This window comes from Metapseudomonas phytobenefica (assembly GCF_043392685.1).
Taxonomy (GTDB): Bacteria; Pseudomonadota; Gammaproteobacteria; order Pseudomonadales; family Pseudomonadaceae; genus Metapseudomonas.
The window spans coordinates 106699-128669 of the sequence record NZ_JBHZGM010000012.1 but is presented as its reverse complement, the minus strand read 5'-3'; the positions used below and the strand labels follow the sequence as shown (position 1 = coordinate 128669).

Here is a 21971-nt window from a genome sequence, read left to right as displayed (position 1 = left end):
GTTCCTTCGGGTTCTCCGCCACCTCGGGGTCGAGGTTGTTCATCAGCATGCGCAGCGGCGCTTCGGTCAGCCAGCTCTTGGCGTTCAGCTTGTTGCCACGCGGGGCGCGGATTTCGGTGTCACGGAAGCGGGAGGCTTTCATGGTGGTTTCCTTCTTGTTAAGGCCAATGGTGTCCCTGGTGACGATTTGCCGGTCGCCCCCTGGGTGTGAGTCGAGGATTGTCATCTCTTATACATACAACAATATATCAACCTGTATATACAAGATAAGGCAAAAGTGAGGCCAACCTTCTGCTGACGCTTCGGTAAGCGCTATGGATTGAGGTAAATGTGCTTATATTTCAGCGTGTTATGTGACTTCAGCTGCCGCTGTCGGCGCGCGCTGGAGGAGGCCGGAGTACCGCCGGGGGAAAGGGCGGAGGGGGAGAAAAGGTAGCAGCGCCTGTTTCGGGTAACGTCCGAAAGGTGAAGAAACGCAACAGAGAGCCATCAGCCGGGTGTGGCCGATGGCAAGGCGGGACTTGGCAGAAATTACTGGCCGAAGCGGCCTTCGAGGCGGTAGCGCGAGCCCGGGTAGACCAGGCGGGCGCAGCCCACCTGTCCCTTGCTGGACCAGCTACGCCGGCGGATGAGCAGGCAGGGGTCGGTTGGTTTGATGCGCAGCAACTTGCATTCGGTCGCCGTCGCGTGGATGGCTTCTACCATGTGCTCGGCTTCGGTCAGCGGTGCCAGTTGCATCAGGTAGGCGAAGGGGGTGACTTGGGTGAAGTCCTGCTTGAGGTAATCAGGCGCGATGTCCGCGTTGACGAAGCGTTCCTCGATCTGGACCGGGGTTTCGTTTTCGTAGTGCACCAGCACCGAGTGGAACAGGTTGCGCACGCCGTCCATGGGGAAGGGGAATGCTGCCGAGGCGTGCTCGGCAAGCGGCTCGAGCAGAATCACTTCACTGCGATGGATGTGGCCGCGCGAGGTGATTTCCTCGGCAATGTCATGGATCTGAAAGAGCGCGGCATGGCCCTTGGCTTCCGCGACGAAGGTGCCCACTCCTTGCAGGCGCACCAGCACGCCTTCGATGGTGAGCTCGCGCAGCGCTCTATTGATTGTCATGCGGCTGACGCCCAGCTGGTTGAACAGTTCGCTCTCGGAGGGAAGCTTGAAGTTTGGCCCCCAGACGCCGGTGCGGATCTGCTGCAGGATGATGTCCTTGACCCTGGCGTAGAGCGGGGCGGGGCTTTCGAGGGCGAAAGCCGCCAAGGATGAGCGGTCGTCGGAGGAGTGGGGCACGGGTTTTCCTGGGAGTAATGAAGGCAGTTTGAATCTGCCCGCCAGTTTAACCTTGCCCATCAGGCGGCGCCTACCCGCACCCCGCTGGCGGACGCGTCGTGAAGCAGAGCTCGCCAATCCCATTGTTCGCAAACCACGAATACTCGTATCGGCAATAGCGGCATTGTTGGGCGCGTGTGGCTTTTTTAGCTTGAGCCCGCCGCACCAACCGACTGCGAGGCTGCCGCCTCGCGCGAGCCGCACGCTCGCGTGAACCCCTGAATACAAGTACCAGCAGGAACGTCCTGAATGCGCGTGAACAACTGTCGGGTCACTCCATCGGCTCTTGGCACCCTGATGCTGGGTGTCGGCCCCTTTGAAGGCAGCGGCCTCGCCGGCAGCACTCGGGCATTCCAGTGAGCGCAACGGGACCCCGCTGAGAAACTGCAGTCTGCTTCGTGGTTTCCAGCGGGGCGACCGTGTTGGCTGTTGGTGGCTCGAATATCAGCTCGCCTGCTTGCTGCCGCGGCCGATCTGCCAGACATAGGGCGGTTCGCTGCGGTTGATCTCCCAGTCACCGATGATCCGTTCCTTGTAGATCAGCGGATTGTGAGAGGCCGCGGTGCGGGCATTGCGCCAGTGGCGGTCGAGCAGCTTGCCGGTGCTTGTGGCCGAGGCACTGAGCGCGTTGAACAGGTCGCTGGTCAGGCCCAGTACGAGTTCGGCAATCACTACCTGGGCCTGGGCTGACTCCAGTTCGGCGGCGACATTGGCCTGGTGTTCGTCCGACCCCTCACCGCCGAAGCGTGCCTCGTAGGCCCACTGTGCCGCCTTTGCCGCGCGCACGGCGGTGGCCTCGGCAGCGTAGGCCTGGGCGGAGGCCTTGCCGACCACCTGCTGTACCTGCGGGTCGCGGTCCGCTGAGGAGGCGTTGCCGTGGCTGAATACCCGGGTGCGCAGGCGCACCTGCTCGGCCACGTCGCGCACGGCGGCACGTCCGGTGCCGGCAAGCACGGCCAGCAGCACCAACTGATAGAAGGCGGTCTGGTACTTGAAGCGGCTGGCGAAGGGGATGATGTTCTCCGCCTCCACTTCGGCGTCGATGAAGCGCGAGGTGCCGCTGCCGGTGGTGCGTTGGCCGAAGCCGTCCCAGTCGTCGCTCTGCTGCACGCCTGGCTGATCGGTGCGCAGCGCGGCGATCACGTCTTCGCCGGTGTCGTCGATCCGGGCGTAGAGATCGATCCAGTCGGCGAAGATGCTGCCGGTGCTGTAGTACTTGGCGCCGTTGACCAGCCAGCGGTCGCCCTGGCGCGATACGCGGGTGATGACGTCGCCGATCTTCACGTTGCCGACCTCGGTCCAGGCGTTGCCGACCAGCTCACCGGCGACAAAGCGTTTGAACCAGATCTCCTGGCTGGTTCCGGCGTGGGCGTTGAGGCGGTCTTCGACGAAGGCGAAGTGACCGCGCAGGGCCTGCGGGATGTTCGAGTCGGCCTCGGCCAGTTCGATCAACAGCTGGATCAGCTGGGGCAGCGAGGCTCCGGCGCCACCGTGCTCCCGGGGTACGCGCACGGCGCCGAAACCGGCCTCCTTGAGCCAGCGGATGGGCTCGTGGGGCAGGCTGCGGGTGCGCTCGCGCTCCAGTGCGCCCTCGGCGATGCGGGCGAAGATCGGACGGAAGCGGGCGGCGAGCGACTCGTAATCGGTGCCGGTTGAAAGCTGGGGCAGATGCTGCTGGGCGGTCATCGCGGGTCTCCTTGGTTGGCGGCTGACCCAGCGTCCGGAGCAAGCTCCGTGCCTTTCTAAAAATCCCTTTTTTATCAGTTGCTTAGATGTTTCTCCGAATCCTGGCTGCTGTGGCTGGCGGGGCAGGTTGCTGGACGACTGTTGTTCGACGGACAGCAGTCCCGGGGCTCGTGTCCGGACGTGGGCAGGAGTAACTGTTGGCCCAGCGACAGTCGTTCAACAGGTTGCTATTCGCCAGGCATCCGGCCTTCTCCGCTGTATTTATCTAGCTATTTGATTTTAAAGGGATTTTTATTTTGGCACGGTTGCTGCTCTGACCCCCTGCAAAGCAACGCAGCGCCATTGGGCGAGAGGTCTGGATGAGTCAGGCAATCAAGGTGGTCGTGGTGTCGGGCAGCCTGCGCGATCTGTCGCGCACCCATGCCCTGTTGAAGGTACTGGTGGAGCGCCTGCAACAGCGCCTGCAGATCGACCTGCACTGGGTGCGCATCGCCGAACTGGGTGGTGCGCTGGCCGGTTCGCTGGAGCGCGACAGCGCTTCTGCACAGCTGCTGCCGCATCTGTGTGCGGTGGAGGAGGCCGACCTGATCATCGCCGGCAGCCCGGTGTACCGGGCCTCCTACACCGGCCTGTTCAAGCACTTCTTCGACCTGGTGGATTACCAGGCCCTCAAGGGTGTGCCGGTGTTGCTGGCCGCCACCGGGGGCAGCGAGCGCCATGCACTGGTGATCGACCACCAGCTGCGCCCGCTGTTCGCCTTCTTCCAGGCGCACACCTTGCCGTACGGCCTGTATGCCACCCCCGAGGCCTTCGACGATTACCACCTCGCAGACCCGGCACAGTTCGAGCGCATCGAGCGTGCGCTCGACCCGGTCGCAGCGTTCTTTCATCGCCCGGCCGTTCGCGCGGCCTGAATTCCCAGGACCACAGGAGTCAACAGCAATGAGCCAACAACCGATCAAATTCGCCTACTGGGTACCCAACGTCAGCGGTGGCCTGGTGGTCAGCAACATCGAGCAGCGCACCAGCTGGGATATCGATTACAACCGTAGGCTGGCGCAAACCGCCGAGAAGGCAGGTTTTGAGTACGCCCTGTCGCAGATTCGTTTTACCGCCGGTTACGGTGCCGAGTTCCAGCACGAGTCGGTGGCCATCAGCCACGCGCTGCTGGCTGCCACCGAGAAGCTCAAGGTGATCGCCGCCATTCTTCCCGGCCCGTGGAATCCGGCGCTGGCCGCCAAGCAGCTGGCGACCATCGACCACCTGACCAATGGCCGCATCGCCATCAACGTGGTGTCCGGCTGGTTCAAGGGCGAGTTCCACGCCATCGGTGAATCGTGGCTGGAGCATGACGAGCGCTATCGCCGTTCCGAAGAGTTCATCCGTGCGCTGAAGGGCATCTGGACGCAGGACAACTTCACCTTCAACGGTGACTTCTACCGCTTCCGCGACTACAGCTTGAAGCCCAAGCCGCTGCAGCAGCCGCACCCGGAAATCTTCCAGGGTGGCAGCTCGCGTGCCGCGCGTGACATGGCGTCCCGCGTGTCCGACTGGTACTTCACCAACGGCAACACGGTGGCAGGCATCAAGGCCCAGGTCGATGACATCCGCGCCAAGGCCGCGGCCAATGGCCATTCGGTGAAGATCGGGGTGAACGCCTTCATCATCGCCCGCGATACCGAGGAAGAAGCCCGCGCCGTGCTGCAGGAAATCATCGACAAGGCTAACCCGGAAGCGGTCAACGCCTTCGGTGCCGAGGTGAAGAACGCCGGTGCCGCGAGCCCTGAAGGCGAGGGCAACTGGGCCAAATCCACCTTCGAGGATCTGGTGCAGTACAACGACGGCTTCAAGACCAACCTGATCGGCACCCCGCAACAGATCGCCGAGCGCATCGTCGCGCTCAAGGCTGTGGGCGTCGACCTGATCCTCTCCGGCTTCCTGCACTTCCAGGAAGAGGTGGAGTACTTCGGCAAGCATGTGCTGCCGCTGGTGCGCGAACTGGAATCCGGCAAAACCGCCGAGAAAGCCGTGGCCTGAGGTGCAGGATGAGTGACGCAACGCCAAATACGCTGGTGCACTGGCTGGCTGAACAGGCCCGTCAGCGCCCGGCTGCCATTGCCCTGCGCCACAAGCGCCTGGGGATCTGGCAGGTGCAGAGCTGGGCTCAGGTCGAGGCTGAGGTGCAGGCACTGGCCGCCGCCTTGCGTGCCGCCGGGTTTGCCGCAGGCGCGCAGCTGGTGATTGTCAGCCGGCCACGCCCGGAAGCGCTGTATGCCTCTTTGGCTGCGCAATGGCTGGGCGGTGTGGCAGCGCTGTTTGATCCATTGGACAACCCGGAGGATCAGGCTGCTGCGCTGCGTGAGGCGGGCGTTGCGTTCGTTCTGGCAGAAGGATTGGAAGAAATTCAGCGCCTGCGTGAAGCCGGCTTGCAGCCGGGATGGCTGGTTTATGCCGATGGCCGGGGACTGGCCGACAAGGAGGTACGCGCGCAGGCGCTGGATTACGCACTGCTAAGGACGGCTGGTGCTGTGCAGGAAGCACCGCAGGCGCAGGCCGGAGCGCCTGCGTTTGCCTTTTACCGGCGTGGAGAGCCTGTGGTTGAACGCCAGCTCTTCAGCCATACCGAACTGCTGCACGAAGGCGTGCGGCTGGTGCAGGGCGAACGGCTCACGGAGCGTGAAGAGGCCCTGGCCGCCCGCGCCTTTGCGGCCAGTGGGCAGGCGCGTTATCTGCTGGCGCCCTGGCTGTTGGCCGGGTTCCGCCTGAACTTCCCGGAGCGCCTGGAAACCCGCGATCAGGACCGCCGCGAACTGGGCCCGAGCCTGGTGCTGGGCACCCGTGAAACCTATGGCCGCCTGCATGAGCAGGTGAGTCGGCGCCTGCCGTTGCCGGGCAGCCTGCGTCGGCAATTGGTGGATTGGGCACTGCGACCGCAAGGCAGCATTGCTCAACGCCTGATCGGAGGCTGGCTGGTACGCCGGCCGCTGCGCGACGTGCTGGGGTTTTCCCGCACGCGAGTCGCGCTTGTCGTGGGGGCGCCCTTGAGCGACGAAGTCCGGCAGCTGTTCGGCGGGCTGGGTGTTGAGGTGCGCAACTGGTCGGCGGCGGAACGCTGGCAAGACGCGCGTGAAAGTCCCGTCAGCGAGTGGCCGCAGGGTCTGCTGCAACCCGTATAAGGAAAAGAAAGATGAGTGCTGCGGCTCTGCTGGAACTGCACGATATTTCGCTGTCATTCAAAGGTGTCAAAGCCATCAGCGACATCAGCTTTGCCGTGGCCGAAGGGGAAATCTGCGCATTGATCGGTCCCAATGGTGCGGGCAAGAGCTCGCTGCTCAACGTCATCAATGGCGTGTATCAGCCGCAGCAGGGGGCGATCCGTTTCGACGGCCATGCCCGGCGAAGCATGCATCCCCATGATGCGGCGCTGGGCGGCATCGCTCGCACCTTTCAGAACATCGCCTTGTTCAAGGGCATGAGCGTGCTCGACAACGTGCTCACCGGGCGCAACCTGAAACGTCGTGCTACCTGGCTGGAGCAGGCGTTGCGTGTGGGGCGTGCTGCTGTCGAGGACGATCGGCAGCGCGAAGCGGCTGAGCGGGTGCTGGCGTTTCTGCGTATTCAGCAATGGCGCGATGCAACGGTGGGCAAACTGCCCTACGGCTTGCAGAAGCGTGTAGAGCTGGCCCGCGCCCTGGCCGCCGAGCCGCGCCTGCTGTTGCTGGACGAACCCATGGCCGGGATGAACGCCGAGGAGAAGGCTGAAATGAGCCGCTTCATCCTCGACATCAACCGCGAGTTCGGCACCACCGTGGTATTGATCGAGCACGACATCGGCGTGGTGATGAACCTCTCCGACCACGTCATGGTGCTCGACTACGGCCGCAAGATCGGCGACGGCCCGCCGGACGAGGTGCGCCAGAATCCCGAGGTGATCGCCGCCTATCTCGGCACCCGCCACTGAGTCCGTTGTCTTTCCGCTCGCCATCAGGCGGGTAGGGGAGCGGCTTGCCCGAAAACAGGAAACACAGGCATGGAATTCTTCTTCGAGGTACTGGTCGGCGGTCTGCTGGCCGGGGTGATGTACTCGCTGGTCGCCATCGGTTTCGTACTCATCTACAAGGCCAGCGGGGTGTTCAACTTCGCCCAGGGGGCCATGGTGCTGTTCGCCGCGCTGACGTTCGTCAGCCTGCTGGAGCGCGGCGTGCCGTTCTGGCTGGCCTTCGCCATCACGCTGGCGACCATGGTGGTGCTGGCCCTGCTGATCGAGCGGACGGTGCTGCGGCCGCTGGTCAATCGCTCGCCGATCACCCTGTTCATGGCCACTCTGGGCCTCTCCTATGTGATCGAAGGTGCGGCCCAGGCACTGTGGGGCGCACAGGTGCACGGCCTGGAGCTGGGCATCAGCGACGAGCCGCTGGAACTGGGCGGCCTGTTGCTGTCGCAGTTCGACCTGTTCGCTGCGGCCACCGCCGCCCTGCTGGTGATCGCCCTGTCGCTGCTATTCAACCGTACGCGGATCGGCCTGGCCCTGCGTGCCGTGGCCGACGACCCGCTGGCCGCCCAGGCGGTGGGCATCCGCCTGCAGCGCGTGTGGGCGGTGGTGTGGGCGGTGGCCGGCTTCGTCGGCCTGGTTGCCGGGCTGCTTTGGGGGGCGCGTCTGGGCGTGCAGTTCTCACTGTCGCTGGTGGTGCTCAAGGCGCTGCCGGTGCTGATCATCGGCGGTTTCACCTCGATTACCGGCGCCATCGTCGGCGGCCTGCTGATCGGCGCGTCGGAGAAGCTCGCCGAGGTCTATCTCGGGCCCATCATCGGTGGCGGTATCGAGAACTGGTTCCCCTATGTACTGGCCCTGCTGTTCCTGCTGGTGCGTCCGGCGGGGATGTTCGGCGAACGCGCCATCGAGCGTGTATAAGGAGACGACGTCATGCTCTACAACGAAGCCGGTCAGTTCAGCGTGCGCTATGCCGAAGACCGTCGATTCTTCCGCCTGCGCCAGGACCGTATCGGTATCGCCGTGCTGCTGGCGTTCGCCTTCGCCGGTGTGCCGCTGCTCGGTAACGACTACTGGTTCAACGCGATCCTGATTCCCTTCCTGGTGTTGTCCCTGGCCGGGCTTGGTCTGAACCTGCTGACCGGCTATGCCGGGCAGCTGTCGCTGGGCTCGGCCGCCTTCATGGCGGTGGGTGCCTTTGCCACTTACAACTTCGAGCTGCGTGTGCCCGGTTTGCCGCTGCTGCTGAGCATTGCCTTTGGCGGCATTACGGCAGCGCTGGTGGCTATCGTCTTCGGCCTGCCGAGCCTGCGCATCAAGGGCTTCTACCTGCTGGTATCGACCCTGGCCGCGCAGTTCTTCGTGCAATGGGCGCTGACCCGTTTCGGCTGGTTCTCCAACTACAACTCGTCCGGGGTGATCACGGCGCCGCCGTTGCAGGTGGCGGGCTTTGATTTCGGCACGCCGGCGGGACGTTACCTGCTCACCCTGACCGTGGTGCTGGCGCTGTTCTGGCTTGGCGGCAATCTGGTGCGCAGCGAACTGGGGCGCAACTGGATGGCGGTACGCGACATGGATACCGCCGCCGCGGTGATCGGCATTCCGTTGCTCAAGACCAAGCTGCTGGCCTTCGCCATCAGCGGCTTCTTCCTCGGCGTGGCGGGTGCCCTGTGGGCCTTTACCTACCTGGGCACGGTGGAGCCCCATGGCTTCGATCTCAGCCGCTCCTTCCAGATCCTTTTCATCATCATCATCGGCGGTCTGGGCAGCATCCTCGGCAACTTTCTCGGTGCCGCCTTCATCGTGCTGTTTCCGCTGTTGCTGTCGAACCTCACCGCGCTGTTGCCGGCCGGGCTCATCGACGCAGGCCAGTTGGAGAACCTGCAGAAGATAGTGTTCGGCACGCTGATCATCCTCTTCCTGATCAAGGAGCCGGAGGGCCTCGCGTGCCTCTGGCAGAGATTCCGCGAGCGCGCACGGCTATGGCCGCTGCGCTACTGAGCGAACCCCATGGGCCACGGCCCGAACACATGCCAAGCGATTCACGACAAGGACAAGCACGATGATCAAACGCACTTTCGCCGGCGGCCTGGCCCTGGCGCTCAGCCTCTCTGCCAGCGCTTTCACCGTCCAGGCGGCCAGCGAGCAGTACTTCCCGCTGCAGAGCTATCGGGTCGGCCCCTATGCAGCCGGCGGCACCGGATTCTTCGGTGGTTTCATCGACTACCTCAAATACGTCAACGCCAATGGCGGGGTGAACGGGGTCAAGCTGACCTGGAGCGAGTGCGAGACCGAGTATGTGGTGGAGAAGGGCGTGGAGTGCTACGAGCGCCTGAAGAAGGGCCAGAACGGCGCCCCGGCGGCCGCCACCAACCCGCTCTCCGTGGGCATTGCCTATGCCACCCTGGAGCGTTCCACCACCGACAAGCTGCCGCTGATCACCATCAACCACGGGCGCACTGACTCCACCGACGGCAGCGTATTCCCCTACGCCTTCCCGCTGCAGCTCAACCCCTATTCCGAGGTCTCGGCCATCGTCAACTGGATCGGCGAGAAGAGCGGCGGTCTGGATCAGCTAAAAGACAAGAAGATCGTCACCCTCTACCACGGCTCGCCCTACGGCAAGGAAACCAACGAGGTACTGCAGACCCTGGCCGACAAGTACGGTTTCCAGCTGACCTTGCTGGAGGTGCCGCACCCGGGCAATGAGCAGCAGTCGCAGTGGTTGAACATCCGCCGGATCAAGCCGGACTGGGTGATCCTGCGCGGCTGGGGCGTGATGAACCCCGTGGCGCTCAAGACCGCGCAGAAGGTGGGTTACCCGACCGACCACATCATCGGCAACATCTGGAGCAACTCCGAGGAAGACGCGGCTCCGGCAGGCGCAGCGGCCAAGGGTTTTATCTCTATCACTACGCACCCGTCCGGCACCCAGTTCCCGGTGCTGCAAGGCATTGCGCAGCAGGTGGTGGACAAGGGCGAGGGCGACCTGGCCGATCCCAAGCGCTTCGGCACCGTCTATTACAACCTCGGCGTGGTCAACGGCATCCTCAATGTCGAGGCCGTGCGCATCGCCCAGGAGAAGTTCGGCAAGCAACCGCTGAGCGGCGAGCAGGTGCGCTGGGGCTTCGAGAACCTGCGTCTGGATGACGCCCGTCTGCAGGCGTTGGGTGCCAAAGGCCTGGTGCAGCCACTGCAGCTGTCCTGCGCCGACCATGAAGGCGGCGGCGCGGTGCGCTTCCAGCAATGGGATGGCGAGAAGTGGAACCTGATCAGCGACTGGGTGCAGGCCGACCGCGCGCTGCTGCGGCCGATCATCGAGGCGTCCTCGCGCAAGTATGCCGAGGAGAAGGGCATCACCGTGCGTGACTGCAGCAAGGAAAGCTGAGTGTCGCGCATCCGGCCGGGGTCTTTGCCCCGGCCTTCAGCAGAAGGAAGTCCGAGATGATCCTGCAGGTCGATGACATAGAAGTGCTCTACGAGCAGGCGATACTCGCGGTGCGCGGCGTGTCCCTGCAGGTCGGCGAGGGCCAGGTGGTGGCCCTGCTCGGTGCCAACGGTGCCGGCAAGAGCACCACGCTCAAGGCCATTGCCGGCCTGGTACGTGCCGAACGCGGCGAGGTGGTGCGTGGTGCCATTCGCTACCAGGGCCGCGACATCACCCGTGCCGCGCCGCAGGCCCTGGCGTCTGCCGGCCTGGTGCAGGTGCTGGAGGGGCGCCACTGCTTCGCCCACCTGACGGTGGAGGAGAACCTGCTCACCGGTGCCTTCGCCCGGCCACGCATCGGGCGCGGCGAGCTGAGCGAAGAGCTGGCGCGCATCTATGACTGGTTCCCACGCCTGAAAACCCGGCGCAAGAGCCTGGCCGGCTACACCTCCGGCGGTGAGCAGCAGATGGTCGCCATCGGCCGGGCGCTGATCTCCCGGCCGAAGCTGGTGCTGCTGGACGAGCCCTCGATGGGCCTGGCGCCGCAGATAGTCGAAGAGATTTTCGACATCGTCGGCGAGCTGAACCGGCGGGGCGGCGTGAGCTTTCTGGTGGCCGAGCAGAATATCGATGTCGCCCTGCGTCATGCCCACCATGCCTACGTGCTGGAGAGCGGCCAGGTGGTCGACCAGGGACCAGCCGGTGAAATGGCCGCCCGTGGCGACCTGCACGACTTCTACCTGGGGACCGCGCGCCAGGCCTGAGCACTGCGCCCCGGATGGGGCGCAGCCTGCTTCACGCCAGCCGCAACAGGCGTGCCGCGTTGCCGTGGAAGAACTTCTCCAGTACCTCGTCCGGCAAGCCCAGGCGCTGGGCATCCTCGATGCTCTGGCGGATCGGGCGGAAGGTGTAGGAGGAGCCGAACAGCAACTGGTCGGCGAGAAAGCCGTTGGCTGCCTGTACATAGGCCTCGCTGCCGGGCAGGAACAGGTACATGTCCGGCACCAGGTGGATATTTTCGTAGCGGAAGGCGACGCCGATGGCCTGTTGCACGTTTGGCCAGTAGCCGTGATAGGCAACGATCTGAAGCGTGGGGAAGGCGCGGGCCACGGCTGCCAGGCGGCCGGGGTCGTTGAAGGCCGGGTCCGGTGTGGTCGGGCCGCTCATCAGGAACAGCGGGATTCCGCGTTGCTGCAGATGTTCGTAGATCGGCCAGTACAGCGGATCGTCGGGGTGGCGGGCCGGTTCGCCGAAGCCCGGCTCCAGATCGATACCGGCCAGGCCGAGTTGGTCGACGGCGCGGTCGATTTCCTTGAGCGCGGCCTCCACGCCCTGCAGCACCGGCTCCACCGAACCAATACCGATCAACTCGTCATGACCGTGCACGATGCCGTGGATGCTGTCGTTGGGCAGGTGCTGGCCCGGCGTATGGCGGCCGACCACCACGGCCTTGTGCAGGCCGGCCTCGCGTATTTCGGTGATGAAGCCTTCCTGGGTCAGCGAGCGCTCGAAGTGGTTGTCCGCGCCGCGGGTGCCGACGCGGCGGTTGAGCCAGCGCGCCACGTTGTGCTCGGGTGAGCCCGGCACAGCGCCGAAGAACGGATGCAGGAAGGCCGGCCGGCAGCGCAGGTCGATGATCTTCATGCAGCGTTCTCCTTGCTGGCGCGCACGTCGAAGGCGCCGCCGGTGAAAGCGCCGTCCACGGTGACCTTGCCCTTGCCGGGCAGCAGCGGGAACACCAGCTCGGCGAAGCGGTAGGCTTCCTCCAGGTGCGGGTAGCCGGACAACACGAAACTGTCGACGCCCAGCTCGGCGTATTCCTTGAGGCGCGCGGCCACCGTCTCGGGATCGCCCACCAGGGCGGTGCCGGCACCGCCGCGAACCAGGCCGACGCCGGCCCAGAGGTTGGGCGCCACTTCCAGCTTGTTGCGATCGCCGCCGTGTAGCGCGGCCATGCGCCGCTGGCCCACCGAATCCATCTTCGCGTAGTTGGCCTGGGCGGCGGCGATGGTGGCGTCGTCGAGATGGCTGATCAGTTCGTCGGCGGCGGTCCAGGCGGCATCAGCGGTCTCGCGCACGATCACGTGCAGGCGCACGCCGAAGCGCACCGTGCGGCCATGTCGGGCGGCGCGTTCGCGCACGTCGGCGATCTTCTCGGCCACCGCGGCCGGCGGCTCTCCCCAGGTCAGGTAGGCGTCCACATGCCTGGCCGCCAGCTCGTGGGCGGCCGGCGAGGAGCCACCGAAGTACAACGGCGGATAGGGCGCTTGCACCGGCGGGAAGAAGTTCTGCGCACCCTCGACCTTGAGGTGCTTGCCTTCGAAGTCCACAGTCTCGCCCTGCAGCAGGCGGCGCCAGATGGTGAGGAATTCGTCGGAGGCCTCGTAGCGCTCATCGTGGGCGAGGAACACGCCATCGGCGGCCAGCTCGGTGGCGTCGCCGCCGGGCACCACATTGAGCAGCAGGCGGCCACCGCTGGCCTGGTCCAGGCTGGCGGCCTGGCGCGCCGAGGCGGTGGGGTTGCCAAGGGAGGTGCGCAGGGCCACCAGCAGCTTGATTCGCTGGGTTACCGGCACCAGGCTGGCGGCGGTGACCCAGGGGTCCAGGCAGCTGGCGCCGGTGGGGATCAGCAGGCCGTCGTAGCCCAGCTGGTCGGCAGCCACGGCGATCTGCCGCATGTAGGCGTTGGTCGCCGGGCGGCCACTGGCCGAGTGACCCAGGTAGCGCGTGTCACCGGAGGTCGGCAGGAACCAGAAGATATCCAGACTCATGATGTTGTCCTCGTTGCCATCGTCGATAAGTGGGGGGCGCACGCATGGCATTGGTTTTTCTTGGTGTTCATATGGACAGGTTGATGACCCGACTGCCCTGCAGGCTCGCGACCTGGCGGCGCTTGTTCACCACCAGTTCACCGATGCGGATCAGGTGTGCACGGGTGATGTTGCGCGACAGGCCGAGAAGGTTGGCCGTGTGCACCTGGTTGTAGTGGCAGAAGCGGTAGGCCGCGCGCAGCAGGCTGTCCTCGACCTTCTCGTGCAGGTCACCACTCTGTTCCTCGAACAGGCGCTGGAAGGCACGCTGCAGCAGCTCGTCGGCGCTCTCGGTACGCGGCCGGCCGTCCTCCTCGCGCTCGATGCGCAGGTTGGACAGGTGCAGGTCTTCGGCGCGGATCAGCTTGTCGCTACAGACCAGCAGAGTGTGGTGGACGACGTTTTCCAGTTCGCGAATGTTTCCCGGCCAGTCGTAGCTGGCCAGGCGCCGGCACGCCTCGTCGCTGAGCGTCACCTCGGCGTAACCGAGGCGGCGGCTGTATTCGGCGATGAAGTGGCGGGCCAGCGGCAGGATGTCGCCGGGTCGCTCGCGTAGCGGGTGAAGCTGCAGGCTGACCACGTTGAGGCGGTAGTAGAGGTCCTCGCGGAAGTGGCCGGCGTTGATGGCCTTTTCCAGGTGTACGTTGGTGGCCGCCAGCACTCGCACGTCGATGGGGATGCTCTTGCGTGAACCCAGGCGCACCACTTCCCGTTCCTGCAGCACCCGCAGCAACTTGACCTGGATGGGCATGGGCAGGTCGCCGATCTCATCGAGGAACAGGGTGCCGCCGTTGGCCGCTTCGAACCAGCCGGCCTTGGCCGCCAGCGCGCCGGTGAAGGCGCCTTTCTCATGGCCGAACAGCTCGGCCTCCACCAGCGACTCCGAGAAGGCGCCGCAGTTGATCGCCACGAAGGGGCCGTTGCGACGTTTGCTGAGGTTGTGGATATGGCGCGCGACCAGCTCCTTGCCCGTACCCGTCTCGCCGACGATCAGGACGCTGGCTTCGCTAGGGGCGACCTGTTGCAGGTGGGCGAGCAGCGCCCGCGATCTGGGGTCTTCGAAGACCTGGGCGGTCGCCCTGATCGAGGTAGCCAGTGTCGGCGACGGAGGGAGGGTCAGCAGTTGCATGGGCTTGCCTCACGAATAGAAGGACGGAGTGGGGCGCGTACCGTTCAACGCCCACTCGCCCAGTTCATGGATGCGATAGTCCACCGGGTCGTGCAGGGTCTGGGTGCGCAGGTTGCGCCAGAAGCGGTCGAAACGCAGGGAGGCATGGGTAGCCCGCGCGCCGGTGACTTCGAACAGGCGGTTGCAGATATCCAGGCCGTGGCGGGTGGCGGCCACCTTGGCGGTGCCGATGGCCAGGGCCAGCTGCGCGCGCTCCTCAAAGCCGAGGGCGTGTTCCTTGCTCCAGGCCTCGTCGAGCTGCGTAGCGGCGCGTTCGATCAGCAGGCGCACGCTCTCCAGTCCGACCCAGAACTCGCCGTAGTGGCGCAGGACGTAGGGGTCCTCGCTGCTATGGCGGGCGTTGGAGCGGAACCAGGGGCGGCTCTCCTTGCGGCTGTACTGGCGCGCTTCCTCGAAGGCGCCCTCGGCGATACCCAGGAACAGGTTGGCGAAATGCAACTGGGCGATCAGCGGGCGCAGGCAGGCGAAAGGCGTGCTCAGCGGGCCCGGCTCCAGCAGCAGCTCGGCGTGCTCGACGCGCACCCGCTCGAAGGTGGCGCTGCCGCTGTCGGTCTGCCGCTGGCCGATGTTGTTCCAGTCGTCGTGCAGGCTGATGCCGGTGCGTCCGCTGGGAATGGCGGCGATCAGCAGTTTGCCGCCGGCGCTTTCGTCCACGGCGGAGGCGATCAGCATTTCCGAGTCGCTGGCGCCGGAGCAGAAGCTCTTCTTGCCGGAGAACTCGTACCAGCCGTCGAACTTCTTCACCACTGTGCGGGTGTCGAGCGGATTCAGGGCGTTGCCCCAGAACCAGTTCTTGCGCGCGGTCTGCTCGAACCAGGGTTGCCACTGCTCGGGGCGGGAGAACAGGCGCACGGTGGCGAGCATCAGGTGCTGGAAGCCGAAGACGTGGGCGATGGAGCTGTCGACGCGGGCGAATTCGCGCACCACTTCGAAGGTCTCGCTCCAGCTGGCGCCGATGCCGCCGTACTGGGTGGGGATCGCCAGGGCCAGCAGGCCACTGGCGCGCAGCGCATCGCGCTCGGCCTTGGGGGTGCCGCCGCTGGCATCGCGTTCCACGGCGCTCTCGGCGAACTGTTCGGCGAGTCGCTTGGCTGTCTGCAGCGGTTTGAGGAGGGTGGGTTGCTGATGCAGGCTCATGGCAGGCGACCCGTCAGGCGATCTTGCGCAGCACGGCGCGCTCGTGATTGTCACGCAGCACCGCGGCAGCACGTTCGGCGGCCAGGCGGATGCGCGCCTGTAGCGGCTCGCTGGCGACCCGGTAGTCCTGGAAGTCGGACTCGGAGGCATATACCCCGATGGGCAGGGTGAGCGACTGGAAGAAGCTGAACAGCGGGCGCAGCTGGTGATCGATGACCAGCGCGTGGCGCTCGCTGCCGCCGGTGGCGGCCAGCAGGACGGGGGTGTCGATCAGCGCGTGCTGGTCGATCAGGTCGAACAGATGCTTGAACTGGCCCGGGTAGGAGCCGCGGTAGACCGGAGCTGCGACGATCAGCAGGTCGGCATTCTCGATGGCCGCCAGTTGTTTCTCCACATCGGCGGTCAGCTCCTTGCGGGAAAGGGCGCCACCCACCGGCCGGGCGATATCGCCCAGCTCGATCAGGCGGCTGTCGAACTGAAGATGTTGGCCGAGGGCATCGACTATCGCCTCGGTCAGGACCAGGGTGCGTGACGGGCGATAGGCTCCGCCCGAAACGGCGACGACGTTGAAGGAGGTGCTCATGGTGGGTGTTCCTTTGGCAGATGGGGTCCAATTGCCAGGGCAATTTCCGTTCCATCAATAAAATCCATATAAATCAATCAGTTGTGATTTATTGATGTGCTGATTGAGTGTTGCTGGAGAAGCGGACTGTTGAACGAGTGTTGCCACACCAACAGTTCCTTCACTGTTGGTGTGGCAACAGCTGATGTGGCAACAGGACGTTCGCCGGCAATGCAGCCAAGGCTGTGGTGAAGCAGTCAGGACAAGAGCACAGAGGATCCGCCCAGCACGGTGGCCGGAGGCCTTGGCGCTGCGCGCGACCGTGGTCGTCGATGTCGTGGAGGGACTGGATGCCATCCTTCGGTAGTTCGAAGTCGTACCAGTACTTCCCGTGCAGGAACACACCGGAATCGCCTTTCCTGAAGTTCATCCGATCCACCAGAAGACGGTGAGGGGGACGAGAAATGCCCCCGCGCAACCTCCGGCGATTACCGTTCTGGATCCGCAATTGCGGCCAAGCCGGGAGATTGACGCCGCACCTTGGACGCTACCGCTTGTGCCGACAATCCGACCTTTCAACGAATAGGAATCGTTTGATGTGTTGACACATATTGTTACAGATAAAAAGATCGACCCAAGGCCAATGTGCCACTACTCCAAACACTCCTGTTAGCGGGCGGACCTGGCTCTGCCCTGTGGTCTTGTTGTGCGGTGTTTCCTGCCAGTGGTTACGTGACCGTGGCTGTCCCTTCGTTCATGCCGAAGAGGTGGATATGTCCCGTCGCACTCCTGAGTTCGTCCCTCGAAGATTCCAGCAACCGGCTCATTACCGGGGACGCCGGTCTGCACTTGCCATCAGCATCCTGCTTGCTATCGGGCTCACCACGGCCGCTGAAGGGCCGTCGTCTGATCAACCGCCGCCAGACGATCCTTCTGCCTACACCGATCAGCCCCGGAGTGCCGGCGATACGCGGAACATCCTCAAGGGTGCGCCACCGGCCAACCAGGGGGCCTTCGAGCAAGCCAACGGGGTAACAGGGAGCCGGACGACGGTCCTGGCCGAGAATGTCCTGCCGCCCGCCCGGCAGACGGACTTCGATATCCCCACCAATGGCCGTCCGAGCCCCCTGTTCAACGCCAAGCCTTTCACTCAGCAGATGCTGCGTTTCGAAGCCTTCGGCCTGGAACCGCTGGACCCGAGCACGCCGTCCCCGCCCGCGGGCTTTCCCCAACCCAGCCTGGGGGCCGCGACGGAGCAGGACCCGACCAATCTGTATCGCAGCGGACCATCAGGCAGTGACCTTGATGAGTTCCTGTCGGCGCCGGGACTCTTCCCGTTTCCCAGCCAGTATTCCAATGACCTGGACGGCAACCCGTGGAACGCCCTGGTTCAAGGCTTCCTTCGTCGCCCGGTACGCGGTCCGGCAGAGGGTCGTCCGCCGGGCAAGGGGTGGTCACACCAGCGTTGGGATGAGTTTTACCCGCAACAAGACATCAAGACCGTGCAAGCCGGTGCTCGCACCAACGGCGGCATTCGTGACCACTACCAGCGCCACGGCTATGTGCAGGGTGAGTTCGGCCCCGGCGGGCTCTACTACAACACCGCCGGCTTGCCCACCACCAACGGCACCACCCGTGGTATCCAGGTGCGCTTCCACCCCAACATGCCGGTGCAGGACCATAACGCCCTGTGGACCTTCGACGGCACCTTCCCGCCCAAGTTGCTGATAGTGCGCTACGGCCAGCCGATCCTGTTCCGCCATTACAACGCATTGCCCATCGATCCGGCGGCCAACCGCGGCTTCGGCCTGCACACCCTCACCACTCACGAGCACAACGGCCACACCCCGGCGGAAAGCGACGGCTACACCAATGCGTTCTTCTTTCCCGGGCAGTTCTATGACTACCGCTGGCCGATCCAGTTGGCCGGCTACGACACCATCAATACAACCGCCAGTGACCCGCGCGCGGCCTTTCCCTGTGACCCAGGCGAAACGCTCTGGGTGAATGACGAAAATCCCGGCTACAAACCCTGCCAGAACGGCAGGATCCAGATTCGCGGCGACTGGCGGGAAACCATGAGTACCCACTGGTTCCACGACCACATGCTCGATTTCACCGCACAGAACGTCTACAAGGGCAACGCCGCGATGATGAACTACTACAGCGCGGTGGACCGGGGGAACGAAGCCCTGGACGATGGCATCAACTTGCGCTTTCCCAGCGGCAGCGCCCAATCCTGGGGCAACCGCGACTACGACGTGAACCTGCTGATCGCCGACAAGGCCTGGGATCAGCAGGGCCAGCTCTGGTTCAACCCCTTCAACACCGACGGCTTTCTCGGTGACCAGATCCTCACTAACTGGCTCTACAAGCCGTACTTCAATGTGCGCGCCCGCAGCTACCGCTTCCGCATCCTCAACGGCTCGGTGTCGCGCTTCCTGAAGCTGGCCATCGTCAGGGAGGTCAAGGGCTCCGGCGGCGAACTCAAGGGGCCGAAGGGCTCGGGCGTATCCTATGCGCGGGTGCCGTTCCACATGATCGCCAACGACGGCAACATCATGGAGCACGCCGTGCCATTCGACGGCACGATGGATCTGGACCACGACGGAAACTTCAAGGATCACTTCGGCGTATTGCCGAGCCAGGGCATCGCCGAGCGCTACGACATTATCGTCAACTTCGCCAAGGCGGGGATCAAACCGGGCGACAAGCTCTACTTCGTCAACCTCCTGGAACATGACACCGGGGAGGGCAGCAAGGAGGCCATCTCGCTCGCCGATGTGCTCTCCGAGAAGTACAAGCCTGTGCTCAAGCAGTCCAGCAAGGGGTTGAAGTGGGACAAGGGCGACCCGGCGGTGGGCAAGTTCCTCGAACTGCGCGTGCAGCCCTACAGCGGTCAGGACCTGGCAATGAACCCGGCCGATTACGAGCCGGCCAAGCGCGGCAAGGCGGAAGGCAAGGTGATGATTCCGCTGACCCTCCATGCGGATGACCCCAGCGATCAACAACTTCTGAGCCAGGCCCGTCACCGCCGATTCGAGTTCGGTCGCTCCAACGGCACCGACGAAGAGCCCTGGACCATCAAGACCGACGATATTCCCCTGGTGAACGACGCCCGTGGCTTCGGTATGGACCCACGGCGCATCTCCGCTGCCCCGCAGCTGGCCAATGGTGCGACACCGGCCGGGTACAGCGGAGACGGCACCCTGGAGATCTGGAAGATCGAGACCGGCGGGGGCTGGAGCCATCCCGTCCATGTGCACTTCGAGGAAGGCATCATCCTCAGCCGCGGCGGCAAGGCGCCGCCGGAGTGGGAAAAATGGGCGCGCAAGGACGTCTACCGTATCGGCCGGGAGGACGACAGCCAGAAGGAAGTGGAGTTCGCCATCCGTATCCGCGAGTTCGCCGGGACCTACATGGAGCACTGCCACAACACTCAGCACGAGGACACCTCCATGCTGTTGCGCTGGGACTCGGAGCACCCTGGCCAGGTCCAGTTGATGCCCACGCCGCTACCCACCTGGGACGGTGTGAAGTATGTGGGCTCGGTGGCCTTGCCGACCTTCCGCGAGGGTGATGGCACCGGCCCGCAAGGTACTGCCGACTAGCAAGACTGACGACGCGAAGGGCCACGGTCATGTCCGGACGACAGCGCAGCGTAATCGCGGGCATCGCCATCCTCGCCTTGCTCGCCACGGTCATTGGTTATCGGGAGCATGTCACGCCGGTTGCTTCGGCATCGGTCTGGGATTCGAGCTACTTTCCCAACACCGAGCTGATCGACCAGGAGGGTCGGTCCCTGCGCTTCTTCGATGACCTGATCGAAGGCAAGGTGGTGCTGGTGAATTTCATCTTCACCAGCTGTGGCGATACCTGTCCGCTGGAAACCGCACGCCTGCGCCAGGTGCAGAAGCTGCTGGGCAACCAGGTCGGGCGAGAGGTCTACTTCTACTCCATCAGCATCGACCCGCTCCATGACACACCGGAGGTACTCAAGGCCTATGCTGAGAAGTTCCAGGTGGCACCAGGCTGGCTCTTCCTCACCGGGGATTTCGACGCAATCAACCAATTGCGCGAGCAGTTGGGACTGCTGGCCCGGGGGGGCGATCCGAACGACCTCAAGCAGCACAATCTGAGCCTGATCATCGGCAACCAGGCCACCGGCCAATGGATGAAGGTCTCGCCATTCGAGAACCCCTACATCCTTGCCGACAAGCTCGCCAACAACCTGCAGAACTGGAAGGAGGCTTCAGGGAACGAGCGGGATTACGCCGACGCCCCGGCCATTCGGCCACCGTCCTCCGGAGAGCAGCTCTTTCGCACTCGCTGCAGTGCCTGCCACACCCTCGGGGCCGCGCGTGGTGAACTGAGCGCGCTGCGCAGCATCGGCCCCGATCTGTTGGGCGTGACCCGCCTGCGGGACCCCGCCTGGCTGGCTCGCTGGATCAAGGAACCGGACAGGATGCTGGCGGAAAATGATCCGCTGGCGAGCCAGCTGTTCCAGCAATACGGCAAGGTGGCCATGCCCAATCTCCGTCTGGGCGATGCCGACGTCGCAGCACTCATGGACTATCTGGAGGCGGAGTCGCAGCGATTGCAGGCTGGGGCAACCGAGCGAACCACTGCGCATTCCGAGTGACTGGGCGAAACCCTGAATTCTGCTGAGGTCGTTTCCCGAAGCCCGGGCTATTAAGCGAACAAATCACCCATTGGTTGCCCCTGGCTGACCTGTTGGGCGTTTTCCCGGGTTTATTCATCCGGCGCCCCAGACAGACGCCGAGACTATTAAAATGGCGGCACAGTTGAATAAAAAGAACATGTGGTGCCTTAGTCGTGAAAATCCAACCGCTTCCCCCCTTGCACAGCCTGATTGCATTCGAGTCGGCCGCCCGCCATCTGAGTTTCACCCTCGCGGCCAAGGAGTTGAATGTCACCCAGGGGGCTGTCAGCCGCCAGGTGCGGCTGCTCGAAGACTATCTGGGCAAGGTGCTGTTCACTCGCACGACGCGCGCAATGAGCCTGACCCCCACGGGACTGCTCTACTTCGAGACGGTGCGGGACTGCATGACTCGCCTGGCGCGCACCACCGGTGAGATTCGGCAATGGCAAGGTGACCAGCAGGTGACCGTCGCCACCAGTACGGCCATGGCATCCCTGTGGCTACTGCCCAAGGTGGCGGAGTTCCAGAGCCAGCATGAGGACATCGATCTGCGGATCATTGCCCATGACCATGTGCAGGACTTTTCCAGGCTGGAGTGCGACCTGGCGTTGTACTACTGCAATACACCTCCGAAGGGGATGGCGGTTACGCCGCTCTTCTCGGAAGAAATCTTCCTCGTTTGCAGTCCCGGCTACCTGGCCAAGAATCCTCAGCTGTCTTCCCTGGATGGGCTGTCATCCTGCACCTGGCTTTGGCTGGAGGATCCGCAAAGGGACTGGATCGGCTGGCCGGAATGGTTCAAACGGTTGGGCCATGAGCCATTGACTCCCAGGCATCGGGTAAACATCAACAGCTACAGCATGCTGATCCAGTCTGCCATTAGCGGGCAGGGCGTGGCGCTGGCCTGGAACAAGCTGGTGGATGACCCTCTCGACAGTGGTGTCCTGGTCAAGCCCAATGATCTGGTGCTGCGCACTGATGCCAAGTTCTGCCTGCTGGAGCCTGAGAGCGAGCGTGGTCTCAGGGATAGCGTGCGCCTGTTTCGGGAGTGGCTGATGGCTCAACCCTCGGTTCAGGGCGGCTGAATAGCTTCACTTGGTGTCCCGGATGCTCCCGACGGCATTGGGGGCGGATGGGGTGCTGACTGACGCGGATCTCGCGGCCTTGTGGATCCTGGTGAGCC

Annotated in this window: 19 protein-coding genes; 11 read left to right on the top strand and 8 right to left on the bottom strand. The window is 64.2% G+C overall.

Annotation, left to right across the window (positions count from 1 at the left end; all coding sequences use genetic code 11):
- From ACFW0B_RS12445 to ACFW0B_RS12435, 3 genes are all read right to left on the bottom strand, one after another.
- A partial coding sequence (locus tag ACFW0B_RS12445; protein ID WP_449148512.1) for a hypothetical protein occupies positions 1-142 on the bottom strand: 142 nt, incomplete at its 3' end.
- 389 nt (positions 143-531) lie between these two features.
- Positions 532-1284 carry a histidine utilization repressor gene (hutC, locus tag ACFW0B_RS12440; protein ID WP_449148504.1) on the bottom strand — a complete coding sequence of 251 codons (753 nt, stop codon included), beginning with the start codon at positions 1282-1284 and terminating at the stop codon, positions 532-534.
- Between the two features lie 483 nt (positions 1285-1767).
- A complete protein-coding gene (locus ACFW0B_RS12435; protein ID WP_449148502.1) occupies positions 1768-3009 on the bottom strand; it encodes an acyl-CoA dehydrogenase family protein in 1242 nt (413 codons plus the stop codon).
- Between the two features lie 359 nt (positions 3010-3368).
- Between ACFW0B_RS12435 and msuE (ACFW0B_RS12430) the strand changes: the two genes are divergently transcribed.
- From msuE (ACFW0B_RS12430) to ACFW0B_RS12395, 8 genes are all read left to right on the top strand, one after another.
- Entirely contained in the window at positions 3369-3923 is a 555-nt protein-coding gene (msuE, locus tag ACFW0B_RS12430) for an FMN reductase (RefSeq protein WP_449148500.1), read from the top strand.
- 28 nt (positions 3924-3951) lie between these two features.
- Positions 3952-5046 (top strand): dimethylsulfone monooxygenase SfnG, encoded by a 1095-nt coding sequence (gene sfnG / locus ACFW0B_RS12425; RefSeq protein WP_449148498.1) that lies wholly within the window; start codon positions 3952-3954, stop codon positions 5044-5046.
- Positions 5047-5054: 8 nt separating this feature from the next.
- Positions 5055-6185 (top strand): AMP-binding protein, encoded by a 1131-nt coding sequence (locus ACFW0B_RS12420; RefSeq protein ID WP_449148496.1) that lies wholly within the window; start codon positions 5055-5057, stop codon positions 6183-6185.
- An 11-nt stretch (positions 6186-6196) separates the two neighbouring features.
- Positions 6197-6970 carry an ABC transporter ATP-binding protein gene (locus ACFW0B_RS12415; RefSeq protein WP_449148494.1) on the top strand — a complete coding sequence of 258 codons (774 nt, stop codon included), beginning with the start codon at positions 6197-6199 and terminating at the stop codon, positions 6968-6970.
- Between the two features lie 69 nt (positions 6971-7039).
- Positions 7040-7921: a branched-chain amino acid ABC transporter permease gene (locus ACFW0B_RS12410; RefSeq protein WP_449148492.1), complete on the top strand. Its 882-nt coding sequence runs from the start codon at positions 7040-7042 to the stop codon at positions 7919-7921.
- A 12-nt stretch (positions 7922-7933) separates the two neighbouring features.
- Complete coding sequence (locus tag ACFW0B_RS12405) at positions 7934-9001, top strand: branched-chain amino acid ABC transporter permease (RefSeq protein ID WP_449148490.1); 1068 nt, start codon at positions 7934-7936, stop codon at positions 8999-9001.
- Positions 9002-9062: 61 nt separating this feature from the next.
- Positions 9063-10388, top strand: a complete 1326-nt coding sequence (locus tag ACFW0B_RS12400; RefSeq protein ID WP_449148488.1) for an ABC transporter substrate-binding protein — start codon at positions 9063-9065, stop codon at positions 10386-10388.
- A gap of 56 nt (positions 10389-10444) precedes the next feature.
- Positions 10445-11191 (top strand): ABC transporter ATP-binding protein, encoded by a 747-nt coding sequence (locus ACFW0B_RS12395; protein WP_449148486.1) that lies wholly within the window; start codon positions 10445-10447, stop codon positions 11189-11191.
- Positions 11192-11222: 31 nt separating this feature from the next.
- Here the strand turns inward: ACFW0B_RS12395 and ACFW0B_RS12390 are convergent, their stop codons facing one another.
- The 5 genes from ACFW0B_RS12390 to msuE (ACFW0B_RS12370) form a co-directional block, all read right to left on the bottom strand.
- Positions 11223-12071, bottom strand: a complete 849-nt coding sequence (locus tag ACFW0B_RS12390; protein WP_449148484.1) for an amidohydrolase family protein — start codon at positions 12069-12071, stop codon at positions 11223-11225.
- A complete protein-coding gene (gene ssuD, locus ACFW0B_RS12385; RefSeq protein ID WP_449148482.1) occupies positions 12068-13198 on the bottom strand; it encodes an FMNH2-dependent alkanesulfonate monooxygenase in 1131 nt (376 codons plus the stop codon). Before ssuD ends, ACFW0B_RS12390 begins: the two co-directional genes overlap by 4 nt.
- A gap of 67 nt (positions 13199-13265) precedes the next feature.
- The gene (locus tag ACFW0B_RS12380) at positions 13266-14366 is read right to left on the bottom strand and encodes a sigma-54 interaction domain-containing protein (protein ID WP_449148480.1); all 1101 of its coding nucleotides are present in this window, start codon (positions 14364-14366) and stop codon (positions 13266-13268) included.
- Between the two features lie 9 nt (positions 14367-14375).
- Positions 14376-15563 carry an acyl-CoA dehydrogenase family protein gene (locus ACFW0B_RS12375; protein ID WP_449148478.1) on the bottom strand — a complete coding sequence of 396 codons (1188 nt, stop codon included), beginning with the start codon at positions 15561-15563 and terminating at the stop codon, positions 14376-14378.
- Positions 15564-15576: 13 nt separating this feature from the next.
- The gene (gene msuE / locus ACFW0B_RS12370; protein ID WP_449148476.1) at positions 15577-16146 is read right to left on the bottom strand and encodes an FMN reductase; all 570 of its coding nucleotides are present in this window, start codon (positions 16144-16146) and stop codon (positions 15577-15579) included.
- 752 nt (positions 16147-16898) lie between these two features.
- On the opposite strand from msuE (ACFW0B_RS12370), the gene ACFW0B_RS12365 reads away from it, so the two are divergent.
- The 3 genes from ACFW0B_RS12365 to ACFW0B_RS12355 all read left to right on the top strand — a co-directional run bounded on the left by ACFW0B_RS12365 (position 16899) and on the right by ACFW0B_RS12355 (position 21873).
- Positions 16899-19736, top strand: a complete 2838-nt coding sequence (locus ACFW0B_RS12365) for a multicopper oxidase domain-containing protein (protein ID WP_449148474.1) — start codon at positions 16899-16901, stop codon at positions 19734-19736.
- A 29-nt stretch (positions 19737-19765) separates the two neighbouring features.
- Positions 19766-20767 carry an SCO family protein gene (locus ACFW0B_RS12360; protein WP_449148472.1) on the top strand — a complete coding sequence of 334 codons (1002 nt, stop codon included), beginning with the start codon at positions 19766-19768 and terminating at the stop codon, positions 20765-20767.
- Between the two features lie 194 nt (positions 20768-20961).
- Entirely contained in the window at positions 20962-21873 is a 912-nt protein-coding gene (locus ACFW0B_RS12355; RefSeq protein WP_449148470.1) for a LysR substrate-binding domain-containing protein, read from the top strand.
- Positions 21874-21971: the final 98 nt, after the last annotated feature.